Origin of the sequence: Hymenobacter sp. BT559 (genome assembly GCF_016427535.1) — a bacterium.
Classification (GTDB): domain Bacteria; phylum Bacteroidota; class Bacteroidia; order Cytophagales; family Hymenobacteraceae; genus Hymenobacter.
The window spans coordinates 797,991-819,793 of the sequence record NZ_JAELXV010000001.1 but is presented as its reverse complement, the minus strand read 5'-3'; the positions used below and the strand labels follow the sequence as shown (position 1 = coordinate 819,793).

Annotated in this window: 14 protein-coding genes; 9 read left to right on the top strand and 5 right to left on the bottom strand. The window is 60.1% G+C overall.

Annotation, left to right across the window (positions count from 1 at the left end):
* The first annotated feature begins 56 nt into the window (after window positions 1–56).
* Complete coding sequence (locus tag JAO77_RS03345; RefSeq protein WP_198988887.1) at window positions 57–491, top strand: hypothetical protein; 435 nt, start codon at window positions 57–59, stop codon at window positions 489–491.
* An 11-nt stretch (window positions 492–502) separates the two neighbouring features.
* Here the strand turns inward: JAO77_RS03345 and JAO77_RS03340 are convergent, their stop codons facing one another.
* Window positions 503–1,411 carry a DUF3078 domain-containing protein gene (locus tag JAO77_RS03340; protein WP_198988885.1) on the bottom strand — a complete coding sequence of 303 codons (909 nt, stop codon included), beginning with the start codon at window positions 1,409–1,411 and terminating at the stop codon, window positions 503–505.
* A gap of 428 nt (window positions 1,412–1,839) precedes the next feature.
* On the opposite strand from JAO77_RS03340, the gene JAO77_RS03335 reads away from it, so the two are divergent.
* The 6 genes from JAO77_RS03335 (at window position 1,840) to JAO77_RS03310 (ending at window position 11,264) form a co-directional block, all read left to right on the top strand.
* Complete coding sequence (locus JAO77_RS03335) at window positions 1,840–3,516, top strand: glycoside hydrolase family 28 protein (protein ID WP_198988882.1); 1,677 nt, start codon at window positions 1,840–1,842, stop codon at window positions 3,514–3,516.
* A gap of 173 nt (window positions 3,517–3,689) precedes the next feature.
* Entirely contained in the window at window positions 3,690–5,600 is a 1,911-nt protein-coding gene (locus JAO77_RS03330; RefSeq protein ID WP_235998192.1) for a glycoside hydrolase family 88/105 protein, read from the top strand.
* 83 nt (window positions 5,601–5,683) lie between these two features.
* On the top strand, window positions 5,684–7,372 hold the full coding sequence (locus JAO77_RS03325; RefSeq protein ID WP_198988881.1) for a sodium/sugar symporter: 1,689 nt from the start codon (window positions 5,684–5,686) through the stop codon (window positions 7,370–7,372).
* 79 nt (window positions 7,373–7,451) lie between these two features.
* Window positions 7,452–9,107, top strand: coding sequence for a glycoside hydrolase family 43 protein (locus JAO77_RS03320; protein ID WP_198988879.1), 1,656 nt, complete (start codon window positions 7,452–7,454; stop codon window positions 9,105–9,107).
* Window positions 9,108–9,249: 142 nt separating this feature from the next.
* A complete protein-coding gene (locus JAO77_RS03315) occupies window positions 9,250–10,239 on the top strand; it encodes a pectinesterase family protein (RefSeq protein WP_198988877.1) in 990 nt (329 codons plus the stop codon).
* An 11-nt stretch (window positions 10,240–10,250) separates the two neighbouring features.
* Entirely contained in the window at window positions 10,251–11,264 is a 1,014-nt protein-coding gene (locus JAO77_RS03310; protein WP_235998191.1) for a pectinesterase family protein, read from the top strand.
* A 117-nt stretch (window positions 11,265–11,381) separates the two neighbouring features.
* On the opposite strand, the gene JAO77_RS03305 is transcribed toward JAO77_RS03310, so the two are convergent.
* The 4 genes from JAO77_RS03305 to JAO77_RS03290 all read right to left on the bottom strand — a co-directional run bounded on the left by JAO77_RS03305 (window position 11,382) and on the right by JAO77_RS03290 (window position 16,037).
* A complete protein-coding gene (locus JAO77_RS03305; protein ID WP_198988875.1) occupies window positions 11,382–13,010 on the bottom strand; it encodes a MutS-related protein in 1,629 nt (542 codons plus the stop codon).
* Window positions 13,011–13,594: 584 nt separating this feature from the next.
* Window positions 13,595–14,287: an alpha/beta fold hydrolase gene (locus JAO77_RS03300; RefSeq protein ID WP_198988874.1), complete on the bottom strand. Its 693-nt coding sequence runs from the start codon at window positions 14,285–14,287 to the stop codon at window positions 13,595–13,597.
* A 111-nt stretch (window positions 14,288–14,398) separates the two neighbouring features.
* A complete protein-coding gene (locus JAO77_RS03295) occupies window positions 14,399–14,971 on the bottom strand; it encodes a Crp/Fnr family transcriptional regulator (protein ID WP_198988872.1) in 573 nt (190 codons plus the stop codon).
* 37 nt (window positions 14,972–15,008) lie between these two features.
* The gene (locus tag JAO77_RS03290) at window positions 15,009–16,037 is read right to left on the bottom strand and encodes a LacI family DNA-binding transcriptional regulator (protein ID WP_198988870.1); all 1,029 of its coding nucleotides are present in this window, start codon (window positions 16,035–16,037) and stop codon (window positions 15,009–15,011) included.
* Window positions 16,038–16,435: 398 nt separating this feature from the next.
* Here JAO77_RS03290 and JAO77_RS03285 point away from each other — a divergent pair, with 398 nt between their 5' ends.
* Complete coding sequence (locus tag JAO77_RS03285) at window positions 16,436–19,744, top strand: SusC/RagA family TonB-linked outer membrane protein (protein WP_198988869.1); 3,309 nt, start codon at window positions 16,436–16,438, stop codon at window positions 19,742–19,744.
* 137 nt (window positions 19,745–19,881) lie between these two features.
* A complete protein-coding gene (locus tag JAO77_RS03280; RefSeq protein WP_198988867.1) occupies window positions 19,882–21,777 on the top strand; it encodes a RagB/SusD family nutrient uptake outer membrane protein in 1,896 nt (631 codons plus the stop codon).
* Window positions 21,778–21,803: the final 26 nt, after the last annotated feature.

Genomic DNA, 21,803 nt, shown 5'->3' with positions numbered 1-21,803 from the left:
ATAGTATATGCGTATAAGCTGGTGAGCGCGGTAGCCCTTTCCCCACGCTTTTTTCTGTGGCCGATACCGTCCTTTATGCCCAACCCTACGGGGATATGATGCTTGCGCCCGAGGTTCCCTGCCTCGTTATCGCCTGGCATGGCTTTGCCAACAGCGAGGAGTTTCGCGCGCTCATGGACCGGGGCCTGGAGCTATACCGAGCCGAAGCCCAGCACACGCAGCCGCTGGGGTGGCTCGCCGATACCCGCAACCACAGCGCCATCCGGGCCGCCGACCAAGAGTGGCTGGCTACCGACTGGAACCGGCGGGCGTACCTGGCCGGCATTCGGCACGTGAGCTTCGTGGTGCCCGATAGTGTATTTGGCCAGATTACGGTAAACACTTATTCCGCCAACGCCCTGGCTTATCCAGAGTATCCCATCACGACCAGCCTGCACCGCACGGTGGCCGAAGCCAAAGCGGAGCTGCATACCACGCTTTTAGGGCAATAGACTCGGGGCGCCTACCTAGGGGCCGTGGCGGCCCGCTCGCGGCTCAGCAAGATGCCCAGAGCCAGGCTCTGGCTGTACTGCACGCCGGGGTCCTGGTCGTAGTCGTAGAGCACTATGCCGCTCAGGCTCACGTTAATGTATTTGTTCACCTTGGCCGTGATGGTGAGGTCGAGGCGGTGGTCAATCTTTTGAGGCGTAAAGGTTTCGTAGTTGCCAAACAGCACGTAGCGCACCTTCAGGTTAGCATTAGAACCTAGGGGCTGGTCGAGCTCGGCCAAGGCTTGCGCAGCCAGCACCTCCCAGCGCACCGTGCGGCCAGGGTCTACGCCGTAGATGACATCGGTGGGCGCGCCCTGAAAGCGCGCTAGGTCGCGCACCACCGTGAGGCGGGGAGAGAAGGGTGACAGTCGCAGCTTGAACCGCGCCGAGGGGTGATACTCAATGCCGTAGGAACTGGTGACATAGCCCGGCGCCAGAAAGCTCGACACGAGCCGCGGCTGGTCGTCGTCGTACTGATAGCCGGGGGCAAACTGCGTTAGCAAGTTCACCGCCGTAAACAAGCCCCATTTCTTGGTCAGGTCGTAGCCGTAGTTGGTATCGAGCCACAGGCGGTCGAGGGTTTTGCGGTAGCCCTGGCCCTTGGCGTACTGAAAGGCAAACAGAAAATCGGCCTGGTTGGCCCAGGTGTGGCGCTCGCGATGATAGGTGGCTTTGCCGTTGAAAAGCCCGCTCACGCCAACGGTGGTCGCGCCGCCGCCTTTCCAGTTATCTGACAGCAGCGACTCGTTGGCATTCAGGCCCGCTTTCAGACTAGTGCCCCAGTAGCGCACCCGCCCCGAATCGGCCGCCGCCGGGGTAGTTTGGCCCAAAGCGGGCCGCACACCGGCCAACGCAACCACTAGCGTAAGCATTTTTTTCATACACAGCACCCTTAAAATTTGCCGCAAAAGTAAGCCTCGCCTCGCCCCGGTATCACGGCCCGCGGGCACCCTAGGGGCCAAGTAGCCGGCTGGCGGCGGTGGTGCTTTCGCGAGCTACGCCCCACCCTACCCCCTAGTAATTGTACTACTTATTGGGACGTTGACTACTCTAGGTCGGCACTGGCGGGTGGGCGAAAGCTATGCCTGCCAAGCCCCTACTTGCTGCGCCACGGCTCACCGACAACGTTGCCGGTAACGATGCCGCAAATAAATCGCCGCTCTAGCTTGCGCCAACGACGGCCGCAGGTTAGTATTCCCCCACTAAGTTTCTGGCTAGCCTCCTAGGCTGGCACGGAATCGTTTTATTTTGCGCCGCTCCCACCCCGTCGCGCTAGCTCCTTACGGGACCTAGCCGTTTCCTCTCCTTTATGAAGCACTTGCTGCTTGTTCCGGGCGCCTTGCTGGCGCTTGCTGCTGCTCGCCCCGTGGCTCCTACCCCTCCGGCCCTGCCCACCACCGCTGCCGAGCTACCCACCGTGCGGCAAGCTCAGTTTAAGAAGGATACCTTTAGCCTGCGCCAATACGGAGCCGTAGCCGATGGCCAAACCCTGAATACGGAAGCGTTTCAAAAAGCTATTACGGCTTGCGCTTCGAAGGGGGGCGGCACGGTGCTGGTGCCCGCCGGGCTGTGGCTCACGGGGCCTATTGTACTGCAAAACAATGTGAACCTGCACCTGGCGCCGGGGGCGCTGGTGCAGTTCACGGCCGACCGCAGCAAATACCCACTCGTGAAAACCACCTGGGAAGGCGAAGATGCTATTCGCAGCCAGGCCCCCATTTCGGGGATTGACTTGCAGAACATTGCCATCACGGGTCGCGGCACATTCGACGGGGCGGGCGATGCCTGGCGGCTTGTTAAGAAGAACAAGCTCAGCGAAGGCGAGTGGAAGAAGCTGGTGGCCTCGGGCGGCGTGCTCAACGACAAGCAGGACACGTGGTACCCGTCGGCCTCTTCGCGCAAGGGCAATCAGCTGGTAGCAGCCGGCACTCCACGCAAGAGCTTGAACCCCGGCGACTTCGATGACATCCGCGACTTTCTACGGCCCAATATGCTCAGCCTCACGCGCTGCAAGCAGATTTTGCTCGAAGACTTTACCATCCAAAATTCGCCGGCCTGGACTATCCACCCGCTGCTGTGCGAGGATATTACCCTACGCCGCGTGACCGCCAAAAACCCCTGGTATGGCCAGAACACCGACGCGCTGGACCTGGAATCGTGCCGCAACGGCTTGGTGGAAGGCTGCACCTTCGACGTAGGCGACGATGGCATTTGCATCAAGAGCGGCCGCGACGCCGAAGGCCGCAAGCGCGGCGTGCCCACCGAAAACTTCGTATTTAGCCACTGCAAGGTGTACCATGCCCACGGCGGCTTCGTGATTGGCTCCGAGATGTCGGGCGGCGCCCGCAACCTGTTTGTGAACGACTGCGCCTTCCTAGGTACCGATGTGGGACTGCGCTTCAAGACAACCCGCGGCCGCGGCGGCGTGGTCGAGAATATCCACGTCGATGGCGTCGCCATGACGGATATTGCCGGCCAAGCCATCTTGTTTGACATGTACTATGCCGCCAAAGACCCCGTGCCGGTGGCTGGCGAATCGAGCGAGCCGCCCGTGATTGCGGCGCAGCCGCTGGGCGAGGGCACCCCGCAGTTTAAGGGATTTTACATCAAGAATGTGGTGTGCAAAGGCGCCGATACGGGCATCCTGGTACGCGGCCTGCCCGAGATGAACATTAAGGACATCAACCTCGAAAACATCACCCTAGAAAGCAAAAAAGGCATGCTATGCCAGGAGGCCGAAAACATTCGCCTCAAAAACGTGACCTTGCTTTCGACCCAAACTAAGCCCGTGCTCGAAGTGCAGAACAGCAAGAACATCAGCTTCGACAACCTGCGCTACGCCAGCGGCGCCGACCTGCTGCTACGCGTGACCGGTGACCGCAGCCAAGGCATCCGCTTGACGAATACTAACACTAAGCTAGCCAAGAAGGACGTGGAGTTGGGCCAGAAAGTGGGTAAGAAAACGGTAGTGGTAGCCACGCGCTAACGAGTTACCCCACCCCCGGCCCCCTCCCCTCCGGGAGAGGGGAGCCTAACGCAATTTCACTAAGTTTTTTATTGAAATAATTGCTCCGTCGCATTATCAAATCGTCAGGTTCCCCCTCTCCCGGAGGGGAGGGGGCCGGGGGGTGGGGTCTCACGGCAGGGCGGTCTTACTTTATGAAATTTCCCACCCTCCTGCTCACCGCCACCCTCGCTACGCCTTTCTTCGCCTCGGCCCAAACGCAGCCCCTGTCGCAGCGCATGGCCGATGCGTTTATGGCGTGGCAGCCCGATTCCATTGTGGTGGGCGACCGCAAAACGGCCCGCTGGGACTATGAGCAGGGCCTGATGGACCGGGCGCTGGAGCGCGTGTGGCAGCGCACCGGCGACCCTAGGTATTTCACATACATCAAAAAGAATATCGACCAGTTTGTGGGCAAGGATGGCAGTATCCGCACCTACAAGCTGGAAGACTATAACCTTGATAACATTGCCGTAGGTCACACGGTGCTACTGCTGGCCCAAACCTCAGTGCCCGAGCAGGAGAAATATCGGCTGGCCGCCGCCACCCTGCGCAAGCAACTCGACACCCAGCCGCGCACTAAGGCGGGTGGATTCTGGCATAAGCAGCGCTATCCCAACCAGATGTGGCTCGATGGCCTCTACATGGCCGAGCCCTTCTACGCCGAGTACAGCGCCCTCACCGCCGACACCAAGGGTCTCGACGATGTGGCCAAGCAGTTTGCGCTGATTGAGAAGAACCTAGTAGACCCCAAAACTGGCCTGCTCTACCACGGCTACGACGAAAGCCGCGAGCAGAAATGGGCCAACAAAACCACCGGCCAGTCGCCTAACTTCTGGGACCGCGGCATTGGCTGGTATGCCATGGCGCTGGTCGATGTACTCGACTACCTGCCCGCTGGCAACGCGCACCGCGCTGAGCTCATCAAGGACATGCAGCGCCTAGCGCCGGTGCTGGCCAAGTACCAAGACCCCAAAACCGGCACTTGGAGCCTCGTGATGGGCCAGGAAGGCCGTAAGGGCAACTACGCCGAGGCCTCGGGCTCCAGCATGTTTGTCTACGCCCTAGCCAAGGGTGCCCGCCTAGGGTACCTCGACAAGAAATATGCGGCCATAGCCAAGAAGGGCTACGATGGCCTGGTGAAGAGTTTCGTGGCCACTGAAAATGGCGCGCTAGCCTTCAATGGCACCGTGAGCGTGGGCGGCTTGGGCGGCTCGCCCTACCGCGATGGCTCCTACGAGTATTACCTCAGCGAGCCGCTGCGCAAAAACGACCTGAAGGGCGTGGGGCCGTTTATCCTGGCGAGCGTGGAAATGGAGATAGCGGCCGAAAACGCCGTGGGCCAAGGCAAGACCGTCGGATTGGATTATTACTTCAACCACGAGCTGCGCAAGAACGCCTTCACCGGCCAGCCCGAGCAGTGGCACTACACCTGGGAAGAGCGCAGCCACGGCGGCTTCTGGCTGTGGGGCAACCAACTCCGCGAGCTGGGCGCCAAGACTGTGGCCGTGCCCGGCGCCCCCACGGCGGCTTCGCTCAAGGGCTTGAATGTCTACATCATCGTGGACCCAGACACCAAGAAAGAGAGCCCTGCGCCCAACTATATCCAGCCGGCCGACAGCAAAGCCATTACCGAGTGGGTAAAGGCCGGCGGCTCACTGGTGCTGCTGGCCAACGACACCGCCAACTGCGAAATCCGCCACTTTAATGAGCTAGCCAAGAATTTCGGTGTGCAGTTCACCGACAAAAGCATCAATATGGTGCAGGGCAGCCAGTTTGAGCAAGGCCGCGTAGACCTAGGGAGCGGCAAGGCGGTGTTTGCGCAGGCCAAGACGGCTTACGTCAAAGAGTTATCGGTGCTGCGCGTGCAAGCACCGGCCCGCCCGCTGGTGAGCAATGCGGCCGGCCAGGTCATTATGGCTACGGCCACCCTAGGCAAGGGTAAGGTGTTTGTGCTCGGCGACCCGTGGCTGTACAACGAGTACACCGACGGGCGCAAAATACCGGCAGTATATGAAAATTTTCAGGCCGGCAAGGACTTGGGCCGTTGGTTATTGGAAAAATAAAACAAACCGATAGGTGGCAGGACTGCAGCGCAGCGCTACTTTCGCCGTCAAACCACCTATTCCAAGTTTTTCATTTTCCCACCTTGAACAAGCTCGCTACCCTCGACTACATAGTCTTTTTCGTCTACTTTTTAATAGTAGCCGGCTATGGCATTTGGATTTATAATCGCAAAACCGGCCACGACGGCACGGTAGAAGGCGACTCCAAAGATTATTTCCTCGCCGAGGGGTCGCTAACGTGGTGGGCCATTGGCTCGTCGCTTATTGCCTCCAACATTTCGGCCGAGCAGTTTGTGGGCATGGCCGGCTCGGGCTTCAAAATCGGCCTAGCTATCTCGGCCTACGAGTGGATGGCGTCCGTCACGCTCATCATCGTGGCCACGTTCTTCATCCCGGTATACCTGAAGAATAAAATCTTCACGATGCCGCAGTTCCTGCACCAGCGCTACAACGGCACGGTGGCCATGATTATGGCCATTTTCTGGCTGGCGCTGTACGTGGTCGTGAACTTGACCTCGATTCTGTACCTAGGCGCCATCGCCGTGAGCAGCGTATCGGGCCTGAACCTGACCTTCTGCATGTACGCGCTGGCTATTGCGGCCGTCATCATCACGCTGGGCGGTATGAAGGTTATCGGCTTCACCGACGTTATTCAGGTGTTCTTCCTCATCCTGGGTGGTTTGGCTACTACTTACCTGGCCCTCAACCTAGTATCGGAGCACTTCGGCACCACGGGCGTGGTCAATGGCTTTAACCTGCTGATGAACGAGGCTAACAATCACTTCCACATGATTGTGAAGCGCGACGACCCCAACTACCTCGACTTGCCCGGCCTGACGGTACTGCTCGGCGGCCTCTGGATTGTGAACCTCAACTACTGGGGCTGCAACCAGTACATCACGCAGCGCGCCTTAGGTGCCGACCTGCCTACCGCCCGCGGTGGTCTGCTCTTCGCAGCCTTCCTCAAGATGCTGATGCCCGTAATTGTGGTGCTGCCCGGCATTGCGGCCTACGTGCTTTATAAGCAAAACGTATTTGGTGCTGCCGAGTTTGGCTCGGGTGCTGACCTCAATCCCGACCGCGCTTACCCAGTACTGCTCAATATCTTACCTGTTGGCCTAAAAGGATTATCGTTTGCGGCGCTTACGGCGGCCGTAGTGGCCTCATTGGCTGGTAAGGCTAACTCGATTGCGACCATCTTCACGCTCGACGTGTACAAGAAGGTACTGAACGTGAACGCCTCGGAGAAGAAACTGGTAGCTGTGGGCAAAATCTCGGTAGTAGTATCAATGCTGCTAGGCATCCTTATTGCGCCGCACCTGGGCATCGACAAGAAAGGTGGCTTCCAGTTCATTCAGGAATACACGGGCTTTGTATCGCCGGGCATCTTCGCCATGTTCATCCTGGGCTTCTTCTGGAAGAAAACCACGTCGAGCGCCGCACTATTCGCCACCATCGGCGGCTTCCTGTTCTCGATTGTGCTCAAGTTCCTGCCCGGCCTGATGGACCTCTCGTTCCTGGCGCCGTTCGGCTTCGCCGTGAAGCCCGAAGGCTCTAACATCTACGAGATTCCCTTCCTCGACCGCATGGGCATTGTGTTCGTGTTCTGCATCGTGGGCATGGCCATTATCAGCCTCATCGAAGGCCACGGCCGCACCAACCCCAAAGGCCTGGAAATCGACAGCAGCATGTTCCGCCCCCACCGCAGCTTTGCGATTGGTTCGGTGGTAGTGCTCGCTATCATCACGACGCTTTACACCATTTTCTGGTAAGGCGGCGCGGCTCCGGGGCCTAGGCGGCCGTGGGGAAGCGCTGGCTCGCCAGCCTTGCTTCCCCACCCTGCCCTTTGCCATGCTGCGCATTGCCAAAACTTCGTTGCTGACACTTACTGGGCTCTGGGCCCTGGCTTTCGCGGCCAGGGCTCAGAGCCCAGCTGCTTCCACCCTTTCTAAGGTCTGGGTACCCGACCTAGGCAACGGGATGTATAAAAACCCGGTGCTCTACGCCGACTACTCCGACCCCGACGTGGTGCGCGTGGGCACTGATTACTACCTCACCTCGTCGAGCTTCAGCTCGGTGCCAGGCTTACAAGTTCTGCATTCCAAAGACCTCGTCAACTGGACCATCATCGGCGCGGCGCTGCCCGTGCAGCTACCCCGCGACCGCTACGACCAGACGCAGCCCGGCAATGGTGTGTGGGCCCCCGCCCTGCGCTTTCACAAGGGCGAGTTTTATCTCTACTACCCCGACCCCGACCTCGGCATCTTTGTGACGAAGGCCAAGAACCCGGCTGGGCCGTGGTCGGCGCCGGTGTGCGTGAAGCAGGCCAAGGGCTGGATAGACCCCTGCCCCTTCTGGGACGAAGACGGCCGCGCCTATCTCGTGCACGCCTTCGCGGGCAGCAGGGCAGGCATCAAAAGCGTTATCCACGTCAGCGAAATGGCGCCCGACGGGCTGAGTTTGCTAGGCGAGGACAAGCTGGTATTTGACGGGCACAAGGACCACCCGACCATCGAGGGACCCAAGTTTTATAAGCGCCACGGCTACTACTACATTTTTGCGCCAGGCGGTGGCGTCAAGCCTGGTTGGCAGGTAGTGCTGCGCTCCAAAAACGTCTTTGGGCCTTACGAAGACAAGATTGTGCTGGTGCAGGGTAAGTCGCCCATTAATGGGCCGCACCAAGGCGCCTGGGTTGATACGCCCGATGGCAAGCAAGACTGGTTTCTGCACTTTCAGGACCAGGGTGCCTATGGGCGGGTGGTGCATTTGCAGCCCATGACCTGGAAAAACGACTGGCCCGTCATGGGCCTCGACCCCGATGGCGACGGCACCGGTGAGCCCGCGCTCACCTACCGCAAGCCTGCCGTGCCCGGCAAAGTGACCCTAGCTACGCCCGGTACTTCCGATGAGTTTTCGGGCAAGACTCTGGGCTTGCAGTGGCAATGGCAGGCCAACCCGCAGCCTAGCTGGTACTCGCTCACGGCTGCGCCGGGCAGCGTGCGGCTGGCCGCCGCGCCGCGTCCGGCCACTTACCAAAACTTCTGGCAAGTACCGAGCCTGCTTGTGCAGAAGCTACCCGCCGAGCAATTCATGGCGACTACCAAGCTCACCTTTCGGCCCCAAGCTGAGGGCGAAAAAGCAGGCCTCGTGATGATGGGAATGGATTATGCCTACCTAGGTGTCACGCGCCAAGCTGGCCACTTGCAGCTCGCACAAGTAATATGCACTAGCGCCGACAAGGGTGCGGCCGAAGTACCCTCGCCCGCCGTTACCGTACCCGCAGGCCAGCCACTGTACCTGCGCGTGGCCGTGCGGCCGGGCGCCAAGTGCCAGTTCAGCTACAGCCTCGATGGGCAGCAGTTCACGCCCCTAGGTGCCGAGTTCACGGCCCGCGAGGGCAGATGGGTGGGTGCAAAAATGGGCGTATTCTGCCTCAGCCCTAACACCACAGCTTCCACTGGCTACGCTGATGTAGACTGGTGGCACATCGCGCCGATAGCTAAGTAACTCTACTTACGACGGTCCTGCAGCGCGCAGCGAAGCATCTCGCATGGCGCAGCATTCTCCAACGTTCGCAAACGTCTGCACGCGAAATGCTTCGCTGCGCGCTGCAGGACGGACGTCGACAAATCACAACCAATATAAAATTATGACAGAAAACAAGTTATGGCTAGTTCTGAGCTGGCTCCTACTCCTAGCCAGCCTTGCGCCAGCCCAAGCAGCCGCGCCAGCCGGGCCCATCGGCACCTTCACCGTAGCCCAAGATGGCTCGGGCGACTTCCGCACGGTGCAGGAAGCCATTAATGCGGTGCCCGATTTGCGAAAGAAGGAAACGACCATTTTCATCAAAAAAGGCACTTACAAGGAGAAGCTGGTGCTGGCCGGCAGCAAAACCCTGGTGCACTTGGTGGGCGAAGACCGCGACAAGACCATCCTGACCTTCGACGACTACAACCAGAAGAAAAATCGCTTCGGCGAAGAGATGGGTACCTCGGGCTCGTCAAGCATCTACATCTACGGCACCGACTTCACAGCTGAGAATCTGACCTTTCAGAACTCAGCCGGGCCGGTGGGCCAGGCCGTGGCCGTGTGGGTGGCCGGCGACCGGGCCAAGTTTAAGAACTGCCGCCTGCTGGGCTTTCAAGACACGCTGTACACTTTTGGGCCGGGCAGCCGGCAGTATTACAAGGACTGCTACATCGAGGGCACGGTCGATTTCATCTTCGGCGCGGGCACGGCGTGGTTTGAAGACTGCACCATTTTCTGCAAGCGCGGCGGCTTCGTCACGGCTGCCTCTACGCCTGACACGGCGCGCTACGGCTACGTGTTTCGGCACTGCAAAATCATGGGCGACGCACCCAAAAACTCCTTTTTCCTAGGTCGTCCCTGGCGCCCCTACGCCAAGGTAGTGTACCTAGGCTGCGAGTTGGGCGCGCTCATCAAGCCCGAGGGCTGGGATGAGTGGGGCAAGGAAAGCAATAAGCAAACCGCCTACTACGCCGAGTACCAGTCTACCGGCCCCGGCGCGGCGCCCAAGAGCCGCGTGGCGTGGTCGCACCAGCTCACGGCCGCCGAGGCCGAGCGCTACACCCGCGCCAAGGTATTGCGCGACTGGAATCCCGACCAACCCCAACCCTAGGTTCCCTTGCCATGAAATACGTTGCTCCTGCGGCCCTGCTCCTGCTGCTGCCGCTAGTTGCCCTAGGCCAAGTCGCCCCTACCCCGCCCAAGCCCGCCGATGGTATGCCCCCGGCCCGCCCGGCGCCCCCGCCCCAGGTGCTGCTGATGCGCGTGGCGCAGGATGGCTCGGATGACTACCGCACTATTCAGGAGGCCGTGAATGCCTCGCGCGATTTGTCGCAGGTCACGGTCACGATTCAGATTAAGAACGGCATCTACCGCGAGAAGCTGGTAGTGCCCTCGCACAAAACCCACGTGCGGCTAGTGGGCGAAAGCCGCGAGGGCACTGTCATCACGGGCGGCGACCACACCGGCGATGCGGCCGGCCACGTTACGTATACCTCGCACACGGTACTGGTACAGGCCAACGACTTCACGGCCGAAAACATCACCTTCGAAAACGCAGCCGGGCCGGTGGGCCAGGCCGTGGCCCTGCACGTGGAGGGCGACCGGGCCACCTTCCGCCACTGCCGCATGCTGGGCAACCAAGACACGCTGTTTCCAGCCGTCGAAAACAGCCGGCAGTACTACCAAGACTGCTACATCGAGGGCACTACGGACTTCATTTTCGGCACCGCCACAGCGGTGTTCGACAACTGCGAAATCCGCAGCAAGCGTAATTCTTACATTGCGGCGGCGGCTACTACCAAGCGGCAGGCATATGGCTTCGTGTTTAGGAACTGCCGCCTCACCGCCGACTCGGCGGCCCACAAAGTGTACCTAGGGCGGCCCTGGCGGCCCCACTCGCATACAGTCTATCTAAACTGCGAGCTAGGCCCGCACATTTTGCCCCTGGGCTGGGACAACTGGCGTGACGCGGCCAACGAGAAAACCGCTTACTACGCCGAGTACCAGTCTACCGGCCCCGGCGCCAACCCGGAAGCGCGCGCCAAGTGGGCGCACCAGCTTACGGCCAAGGAGGCCAAGCGCTATACCCTAGGGCGCATCTTCGGGGGCGCCGCGCCGTGGGTGCCGACTCTTTAGCTGTTGTATTACTCTAGTTAAAAAATTAGTAACGAACACATTTTATACGCTGTAAAGAGTCGCTTACCACCTAGAAAAACCACGCCAGCGCAGGCCATAATCTTTATAAATACTTGGTTAGTCTGCCACGTTTTTTTCCTGCACAGTTGAATCAACCAGTGAAGCGGCTTCCTCCGATTCAGGTGCCCGCGTGGCTAGCGTGGCACTGAGTGCCTGCGCAGCGGCAACCACTTGCGCTGGGTAATGCAGACGAGCCAGCAAGCGAATGGCATTGCGCGTGGTCAGCGGCCCGGCTTTGAGGCGGTAATCGAAATACCAGTCGTCCGCCGTAACCGTTTCGCAAAAGTGGTATTCGACAAAGCAGTCTTGCAGGAGCGTGCCCAACTCCCCATCGTGGGTGGCCGCCACGACCCAACTGCGCGGCTGCAAGTAGGCCAGCACGGCCTTATTAGCGGCGATGCGCTCCTGCGTATTCGTACCCTTAAACAGCTCATCAAGCAGCAGCAGGTAGCTGCCGGGAGCCGCGTCGCAGGCCAGTAGCAGTTGGCGCATGGTTTCGGCTTCGACTAAGTAATAGCTCTTGCCCGTGGGTAGGCTATCGGCTAGGGTAAGGCTGGTGAGCACCCGGCAAAAGGGGGCGCAGTAGGCAGTGGCCGGGCACGTCGCTATCGTCTGGGCCAGCAGCGCGTTCACACCCAGCGTGCGCATAAAGGTCGTCTTGCCCGACATGTTCGAGCCAGTGAGTAGTACCCCCTGCCCGTCTAGGGTCAGGTCATTGGGCACGCACCCCGGCACCAGCGGGTTGTAGGCAGCGTGCAACTGAATACCCTCGGCTGCCGGCCCAAAATGGGGCACACAAGTGGTGTGGCGCTGGCGGAAGCTGGCCACGGCCAGGGCGCAATCGACGTAGCCCACTGCTTCAAAGACGGTCCGAATTGCGGGCGCATACTGCTGCACGGCCACTCGGCAGCGGCCATACAGCAGCACGTCGAGCAGCAGCAGCATCTTGAGCAGGTCTAGTATCAGCAAGTTATCTTGTACCTGAAAGAAGGTTACTTGCCACATGATATCCCTCAACCGGTCTAGGGGCGCGGCCAGCGACTGCAGCGGCCGCAGAGGCAGGGCCGCCCGTTGCAGCGCCTGGCCCACCCGACGCAAGCGACCTAACTGCAGCAGCGGACGAACACAGTTTTTAATCCGCTTGAGCTGCCAGAAGTGAAACACAGAATTGGTGAGAGCTAACGCCCCCGTGGCCATCCAGAGCCCAGGGAGCCAAAAGCCACCTAGCAACGTGAGGAGCAGCCCCACTGCAAGCAGCGGCGCGAAACGTGCGCCAGGCAAGGTGGGTAGAGGCTCCCCCTGCAGCAAATCGGTCAGGTAATACGCCTCGTCAGCCGTCAACTGGTCGAGGGCGAGCAAGGCTTGCCCGCGGACCTCGGGTTGCTGCGCCAGCAGGGTCGTGGCCGTATCAAACTCGTGCAAGGCGGCCGCGTCGGCGAGCGGGCTGCGCAGGCGGTGGTAGAGGCATTGCTGGCCTACCGGGCTCACCGTGGCATCGAGCAGGCCAAAGAGCAGGTCGCCGTTCAAGTCTTCCCAGGTTTGGTCAGGCAGGTGCTGGTAGGCAGGCTCGTGCTGCACGTAGTCGTAGTAGCGAGCCACTAAGGAGAAGTAGCGGGGAGCGCGCGCGACTGGCTGGTGCCAGGCCGCCTCTAAGCGGCGTAGGCGTTTGCGGGAAGAAGTCCACATGAGAAGCAGGAGTAGCTACCAGAGTGTGGGCAATAAGGTGGTGCCGCTGGCAGGTACGGGCAGCGTGCAAGGTAGCTCACTCAAGCTGCAGACTAGCCCGAGCGGGGCGACCTAGCGGCAGCAACTTACCGTAGCCAAGGCATTAAAGCGAGTCGTTCTCCACCAACAAGCCGCCCCGCTGAGGCTAGCTTGCAGTTTGCGCTAGCATCGTAACAAGCAGTCGGTTTTCACCCTAGCTGCACTTACTAGCGGCGCTTACAAAACTCATTAAACTAGCCTTCGACAATGGTCTGAACTCGCAACCCACCCTAGGCCGCCACCGGCAGCTGCGTCGATTCGCGCAGTTGCCGGTGGGCAGCGCGGGGCGCCCTCATAAAACCAAAAAGCCAAGACAAGTGGGACAAAGCGCTATACTCTAGAGCGCCTCTTTGAGGGAGACGCGCCGTGGGTGCCGCGCCTCTAGCTTTTAATAATCCGAGCGCAACATTCCACGCATTGAGCACGGTCTTCTACAACTTGTAAGTGGGGTAATGCTCTATTTTAAATAGTACGCGCTGCCAGCATAGCACTGCTAAAAGCAGTTGTTAGTCAAGCAACCAGCTCAGCAAAGCATCATTGACGGCTTGCGGCTGCTCAATCGTCGAGCCGTGTCCGCAGTCAGGAATAATGATGAGGCTGGCGTGCGGAATGCCCGCTGCTAGCTCCCTGGCGGCGTCGGGCGGTGTCAGTTGGTCTTGCTCGCCTACCAGCACGAGGGTGGGCACGGCAATAGCGGCTAAACTGGGTCGGCTATCGGGGCGGGAGAGCACAACTTCTACTTGGTGGGCAAAGCCTGCCAAGCCAACGGCCGCGCCCATGCGCTGATTGACCGCCCGTAGCGCTGGGTCGTGTTGGTGAGCCGGATGTAGAACCGAGATTAGCGTTTCTCCTAGCACGGTGGCCGCGTCCTCGCTGCGCGCCTGGTCCAGCAGGCCGCGAAAAAAGATGGCCTGCTCTGGCGAGGCCGGCTGGGCCGAGGTGTCGAGCAAAGCCAGCTTCAGTACGCGCTGTGGCGCTTGGCGCATAATTTCGAGGCTAATCATGCCCCCCATCGACAAGCCCACGAGCGCAAACTGAGGCGGGGCTTGCGCCAGAATCGCGGTGGCCATCTCCGCGATAGTGTCGCCTTGCAACGTAGAGGCCACCATCACGGGGCCGTGGGGCCACAAAGCGGCTAGCTGAGGCGTAAAGAGTTCGGCCGTGCACAGCAGGCCAGGAATGAATACGAGCGGAGTCATCGCCAGAAGAAATAGAGGAAGAAAAGCGGCTGCATCACTAGCGCAGCTAACTAATCACAAAGCTCCCCTAGGCAAACGCCCAAAAACTTAAGCTTTCTTAAGAATTAGCGCCTAGCCGTGCCGGGTGCGCAGCGCGCTCAAAAACTCGGGGGTCATGCCCAGGTACGAGGCAATGTACTTCTGGGCTACCCGCTGGCGAAGGCGCGGGTACTGGCGGCAAAAGCGGGCGTAGCGCTCGGCGGCGGGCCACTGTAGCAAGGCCAATCGCTGGCGCTGCTCCAGTAGAAAAGCATTCTGAAACAGCAAGCGAAAGAAGCGTTCGAAGGCGGGCACGCGCGTGCAAAGCTGCTCCAGTCGCTCCAAGCTCAGGAGCAAGACCTCGGTCGTTTCGAGTGCTTGAATAGTGAGGGTAGCGGGACGCGCCGCCATGGCGCTGGCGGCATCGCCACCCCACCACCCTTCCCAGGCAAAGCCCAGCACAGTTTCTTGGCCGTGCGCATCGGTAGCATAGGTGCGCACGCAGCCCCGCACCACAAAAAATAGGGAGCGAGTAGGCTGCCCAGCCTGCAACACATAGCCAAAACGCGCCACCCGGAGCGGCACCAGCAAGCTGCTGAAATAGGCTTGCTCAGCAGAGGTAAGGGATATGTACTGAGCCACATTGGCCAGCAAGGCAGGATACATAGCTTGGCGATTCCGCTATCAAAGATTACCACCCTCCCTAGGCCACTACCGCCAGTTGTGTCGATTCGCGCAGCTGCATGGTGGTGGGAATGGTAGTCGTGGTAATGGGCAACGCGGGGCGCTGCTTGCGCTCGATGAGGTCGAGCAGGCGCTCGGCGGCGGTCTGGCCGATTTCCTTGGCGGGCTGCACCACGGTGCTCATCGAGGGCGATAGCAAATCGGCCACGTTGAGATTAGTGAAGCCGATGAGCGACACCTCATCGGGAATGCTGATGCGGCGTTGGCGTAGCGCCCCCAGGCACCCTAGGGCCAGCCGGTCGCTGGCCGTGAAAAAGGCATCGGGTCGGGGCTGCAGGGCCAGCAGCTCATCTACCAGCGGCCCTACCTCGTCGGGGCCGAAGGTACCGAAGCGCACCAGGCTCTCGTCGTAGGGCAAGCCGTTTTGCTCCAGGGCCGCGCGGTAGCCCGCCAGCCGCTCTTGCGTGATGCTGAGCCAGGGCTGAATAGTGAGGTGCGCAATGCGCCGCCGCCCAGTCTTAATAAGGTGCTCGGTAGCGGCAAAGGCGCCCCCAAAATTGTCGGCTACTACGCGGGGCGTATTCACCTCGGCCGATACCCGGTCAAATTGCACAATGGGCGTGCCTTGTTGCTGTAGCTCCTGCAGGTGCGTCAGGTCGGAGGTTTCGCTGCTGAGTGAGATGAGCACGCCGTCGACGCGGCGGGCTAGGGCCTGGCGCAGGTTGGCTATTTCGCGGTCGTAGGTTTCGTGGGTCTGGAAAATGAGCACGTCGTAGCCCCGGCGGTTGGCCACATCTTCGATGCCATTGATGGCCTGCGAAAAGTAATAATTAGCAATCTGCGGCACGATAACCGCGATGGCCTTGCTGCTACTACCCTTCAGGCTGAGTGCAATGGGGTTGGGGCGGTAGTGCAGGCGAGCCGCGCACTCCATCACAATGCGCTTGGTTTCGGCATTTATCTCATAGCTGTCGCGCAAGGCCCGCGACACGGTCGAGACCGAAATATTGAGTTCGCGGGCAATGTCTTTGAGGGTGGCGGCTTCCAAGCTAAAATATAATTAAAATACAAATTTTGAGCTAAAAACCCGGCCCTGGGCTAGCATCTAAAGGTATCACTTAAATCGATGCCGCGGGCTACTCGGGCTTTTGCCGCCGCATGAGGCGGGTTTTGGGAACGTTACCGATAACGTTTGCGCAAATAAAAACGCGCTAGGGCTTCATCAGGCGCCCATCATTCGCTAAACTTCGAGGCATCCGATAGCAGTTGCCCGGCTCCGCTTAGGCATTTTATCCTGCTAAAGTTTAAAAAAATAGTTTTTGGCCCGGCCGGCGGCTAGCAGCCCGCTCCTACCTAGCCCTAGGCTCGCTGGCAGCAATGCCAGTCCGCAGCCCCTCACTCTCGCCACTTATTTCAATTCCCACCCATTTTTCTCCTGCTGCTCTTATGAAAAGACATTTCCTGTTACTCTGGCTTGTGCTGTGCGCCAGCGTGGGCGCGGCCCTGGCCCAAACCCGTGCAGTGAGTGGCATCGTCAAAGGGTCAGACGGCGAGACTCTGCCGGGCGTAACGGTACTGCTCAAAGGCACTACCAGCGGCGCCTCCACTGCCGTTGATGGCGGCTACACCATCAACGTGCCCGCCGACAGCAAAACGACCACGCTGCGCTTCAGCTTCGTGGGCTACGTGAGCCAGGAAATAGCCGTAGGCGACAAAACCACCATCAACGTTACGCTGGTATCGGATGTGCAGTCGCTCGACGATGTGGTGGTTATTGGCTACCAAGAGGTTCGGCGCGGCGACGTTACGAGCGCCATCTCGTCGGTGAATGCCCAGCAGATTAAGGATATTCCTGTCAACTCGGCCGCTGAGGCCCTGACGGGCCGCCTGGCTGGTGTGCAGCTGACCTCTTCGGAAGGCACGCCCGGCAACAACAGCGTGCAAGTGAAGGTGCGCGGCGGCGGCTCCATTACCCAGGACAACTCGCCGCTCTACATCGTAGACGGCATTCAGATTGAGAACGCACTGTCGGTTATCGCGCCGCAAGACATTGCCTCGGTCGATGTGCTGAAAGACGCCTCTTCGACCGCTATCTACGGTGCCCGCGGGGCCAACGGCGTAGTTATCATCACCACTAAGGGCGGCCGCGAAGGCCGCACCTCGGTGTCGTACAATGGTTTTGGGGGCTTCCGCAAGCTGGCCAAGAAGCTCGACGTGATGGGCCCAGCCGACTACCTGAACTGGGAATACGAGCGGGCGCAGCTCACGGGCTCGGGCGCCAGCGTATCGGGCGGCATCAACACGTTCCGGCAAGTATTCGGCTCGCTCAACTTCAATGGCGATACCCTGAACAACCTGCGCAACCTACCCTACCAAGACTGGCAGGAGCAGGTGTTTGGCCGCAGTGCCATGCAGCAAACGCACAACGTATCGGTGAGCGGCGGCACCAAGGCCACGACCTTCAACCTGAGCCTGACCCGCAACCTGGAGGATGGCATTCAACTGGGCTCGGGCTACGACCGCAAGCTGGTGAACTTCCGCATCGACACCAAGGCGAGCGAGAAGTTTCGCCTAGGCTTCAATGCTCGCTTTAACGACCAGGAGAACCTAGGCGCCGGTACCGGCGCCGCCCTAGGTACCTCCAGCAACGGCCAAGTGGTGAACACCGGCTCCAGCGTAACGTCGCGCCTGCGCAACACGGTGCAGTACATCCCTTTTAACCTGCCCACGAGTGTGGCGGGCGTAGACCCGACTGCCAACTTCGACCCCGATTTCTTCGCCAACTCGTCGCTGGTAAACCCGGTGCTGGCCATCAACAACGAGTATCGCTCCGATAAGCGCCGCACCTTCAACATGGGTGCTACGGCGTCATTTAACATCCTACCGTCGCTGGCATTTCGCTCCACGGGCGGTTTTGACATCACTTACACCGACCTAGGGACCTTCAACGGGCTGTACTCGCCGACCATTCGGCAGGCGGCGGGCGGCTACCAAAACCTGCCCTTCGTGACCATCACCAATGGCATCACGACCACACTCAACAACTCGAACACGCTCACCTACACGCTGAAGAAAGACAAGCACACGTTCTCGGCTTTGCTGGGTGAGGAAACCTACCGCCAGCGCACCACCCAGAACTTCGTGCAAACGAACTTTTTGCCGGCCGACATCACCGCCGAGCGCGCCCTGGCCAACATCAACCAGGCCGTGTTGCCGGTGGGTACCGTGGCCCAGCCCGTGCTACCGAGTACTGGCATCCCGGTCGATTATGGTCTGGTTTCGGGCTTCAGCCGCCTCAGCTACGACTACGATGGCAAGTATTTGCTGTCGGCCACGGCTCGCTACGACCTCTCGTCGAAGTTTGCGGCCGGTGCTACCCGCCGTGGTATTTTCCCCGGTGCTTCGGCGGCGTGGCGCATCTCGCAGGAGGACTTCTTTAAGGACTACCTCACCAAGGTATCGGACCTGAAGCTGCGCGTGAGCTACGGCCAGGCCGGCAACAACCGCGTGCCCGATTTCTTGTACACGCAGCTGTTTCAGCCGGGTAGCTCGTCGTATGCCCTCAACCACGTAACGACGCCCGCCACGGCCAGCTCGACCTTGGCTAACCCTAACCTGCGTTGGGAAATCACCACTACCAGCGACGTGGGTGTGGACGTGGGCTTGTTCAACAACCGCGTGCAGTTCACGGCCGACGTGTACTACAATACCACCCGCGACCTGCTGATTGCGCAGCCACTGCCGGGCTTCTCGGGCTACACCTCGCAGTTCCGCAACATCGGCTCGACCTCGAACAAGGGCCTGGAACTGCAACTGAGCGGCACGGTCATTCAGACGCCAGACTTCACCTGGTCGGCCACAGCTAACGCTACGTTCAACCGTAACAAAATCACGGACCTAGGCGGGCTGTCGGAGATTCCGAGCATCCAGTCGGGTTGGGCGGGTACTGCCCTATCGGGCCCCGACTACGTGGCCCGCGTAGGCCAGCCCGTAGGCATGATGTACGGCTACGTGACCGATGGCTACTACACGGCCAACGACTTCAAGTCGTATAACTACGCCACCCGCACCGGCGTGCTCGCCGATGGCGTGGCCAGCAACGCCGCCGTAACCGGTACCGCCGTGGCTATCGGCTCGCTCAAGCTGCGCGACGCGAACGGCGACGGCCAGCTGACGGAAGCCGACAAGACCATCATTGGCAACTCGAACCCCAAGATGATTGGGGGCCTCAACCAGCAGTTCACCTACAAGGGCTTCGACGCTAGTGTGTTCCTCAACTTCGTGCTGGGCAACGACATCTACAACGCCAACAAGATTGAATTTACGACCAGCACGGCTAACACCTCCTACGCCAACCTGCTGAGCGAAATGAACAACCGGGTGCGCTACACTGACAACAACGGCGTGCTCATCACCGATGCCAACACCTTTAACCAGGTGAACGCCAACGCTACCATCTGGAGCCCGGTGCGCGGCAACTACCTGCTGCACTCCTACGCCATCGAGAGCGGCTCGTTCCTGCGCGTCAACAACATCACGGTGGGCTACTCGCTGCCCAAGGGCCTGCTCAGCCGCGTGAAGGTGCAGACGCTACGCTTCTACGTGACGCTCAACAACCTGTACACCTTCACCAAGTACTCGGGCTACGACCCGGAGGTGAACACCCGCCGCAGCACCCCGCTCACGCCGGGCGTCGACTACGCCGCCTACCCCCGCAGCCGCGCCTTCCTGTTTGGCCTCAACCTAGGGCTGTAGGTTACTAGTGCTTAGTTGCTGGTGCTTAGTGCTTAGGACCTTTTTACTGAAGGCCAAAGCATTAACAACTAAGCACTAAGCACCAACAACCAAGCACCAAAATTTTCCCACCCGCACTTTAGCTAGTTTCTAGCCTTATGAAAGTTTTTAAGTTCACTTCGCGGAAGGCCACGGCGGCGGTGCTGCTGGCCGGGGCGGCCGGGCTGGCCACTTCCTGCAAAAGCTACCTTGATATAGAGCCCACGGCCCTCACTACCACCGAGGCCACGTTCAGCACAGTGAGCGGGGCCACCAGCGCCGTGCTGGGCGCCTACGACCCGCTGTCGGGCGACAATACCTACGGCACCCGCATTAGCATGTACTACCCCTACGATACCGATGAGCTCATCGGCTCGTCGGGCACCTTCGACACGGGGCGCCGGGGCATCTCGCGCTACAAGGCCTTTGCTAGCAACACCGAGATTATCAACCCCTGGAATAACCTGTACCAGGGCGTGGAGCGCTCCAATATCTGCATCAAGTATATTCCGCAGATGGCGCTTTACACCACCGGCACCAGCGCCGACACCGCAGCCCTGCACCGCCTCTACGGCGAAGCCCTGACCTTGCGGGCGCAGTACTACTACGAGCTGATTCGCAACTGGGGCGACGTGCCGGCGCAGTTCTCGCCCTCGAGCTACGACCAGGATTTTAACCTGCCCAACGGCAACCGCAACCAGACGCTGACCACCCTGATTGCAGACCTGGCCACGGCCGAGAAGCTGGTGCCCTACCGCTCGAACGCGGGTATTGGCAACGAGCGCATTACCAAAGGTGCGGTGAAAGCGCTGCGGGCGCGCCTTGCGCTCCAGCGCGGTGGCTACTCGCTGCAAGGCAACACCATGACGCGCCAAACCGACTACCTCGACTACTACCGCATTGCCCGGCAGGAGTGCCAGGAGCTGATGAACCAGCGCAGCCAGCACAACCTGAACCCGAGCTACTCGGACCTGTGGCTAGGGCTAAACCAGCAGCGCCGCGATGCTGCCAACGAAATCATGTTTGAGGTAGGCATGGCGGGCTCCACGGCCACCGGCGACTCTAAGCTGGGCTACTACAACGGCCCGCGCTTGCAAAACTCGCCCATCTACGGCTCGACCCAGGGCGCCGTGACGGTGGTGCCGACCTACTTCTACGCCTTCGACTCGACCGACGTACGCCGCGATATTACGATTGCGCCCTACCAGTTTGCTAATGGCAGCAATAACCAGTCGGGCGTGGCACTGAACACGATTTACGATGGCAAGTTTCGGCGCGACTGGCACAGCCCGGCCCTGCCTGGCACCAACAACTATCTAGGCTACAACTGGCCCATCATCCGCTTTGCCGATGTGCTGCTGATGTTTGCCGAGGCCGATAATGAGTTGAATGGCCCCACCACGGCGGCCCTCAATGCCCTGCTGGAGGTGCGTACCCGCGGCTATGGCAACAACCGTAACCTTGCGGCTGCCAACCTGAACACCGGCTCGAAGGCCGATATGTTTAACGCCATCGTGAACGAGCGCCTGCTGGAGTTTGGCTCCGAAGGCATCCGCAAATACGACCTGTTGCGCTGGAACCTGCTGGCTTCTAAGCTCAGCGAGACCAAGGCCAACCTCAACCTACTGCGCCAGGGCCTAGGCCAGTACCAAAACGTGCCGCTCTACCAGTTTTACCGGGTAGTGAGCGGCAAGGTGCAATGGACGCGTTCGTTCTTTAAGCCTACGCCTACGTCTCTTTTGCCTACTACCCCAGCCACGCCACTACCTAGCGGAATTGTCCGCGTCAACTGGCGCCAGTCCATCGACGGCACCTACGTGGCTAACCTGCAGCCCAATGGCACGGTGGTGCCCATCAGCACCACCACGGGCGGCACCACTACGACTACTAACGTCAACAGCACGGGCACGGGCATGGCGGCCGAGTACGTAGCGGGCCTAGGCAAGGAGTTGCTACCCATTCCGCAAACCACCCTCGATACCGACCCCGCCCTGAAGCAAAACTTCGGCTACTAACTGCTACGCGCCTGAGCGGCTACCTA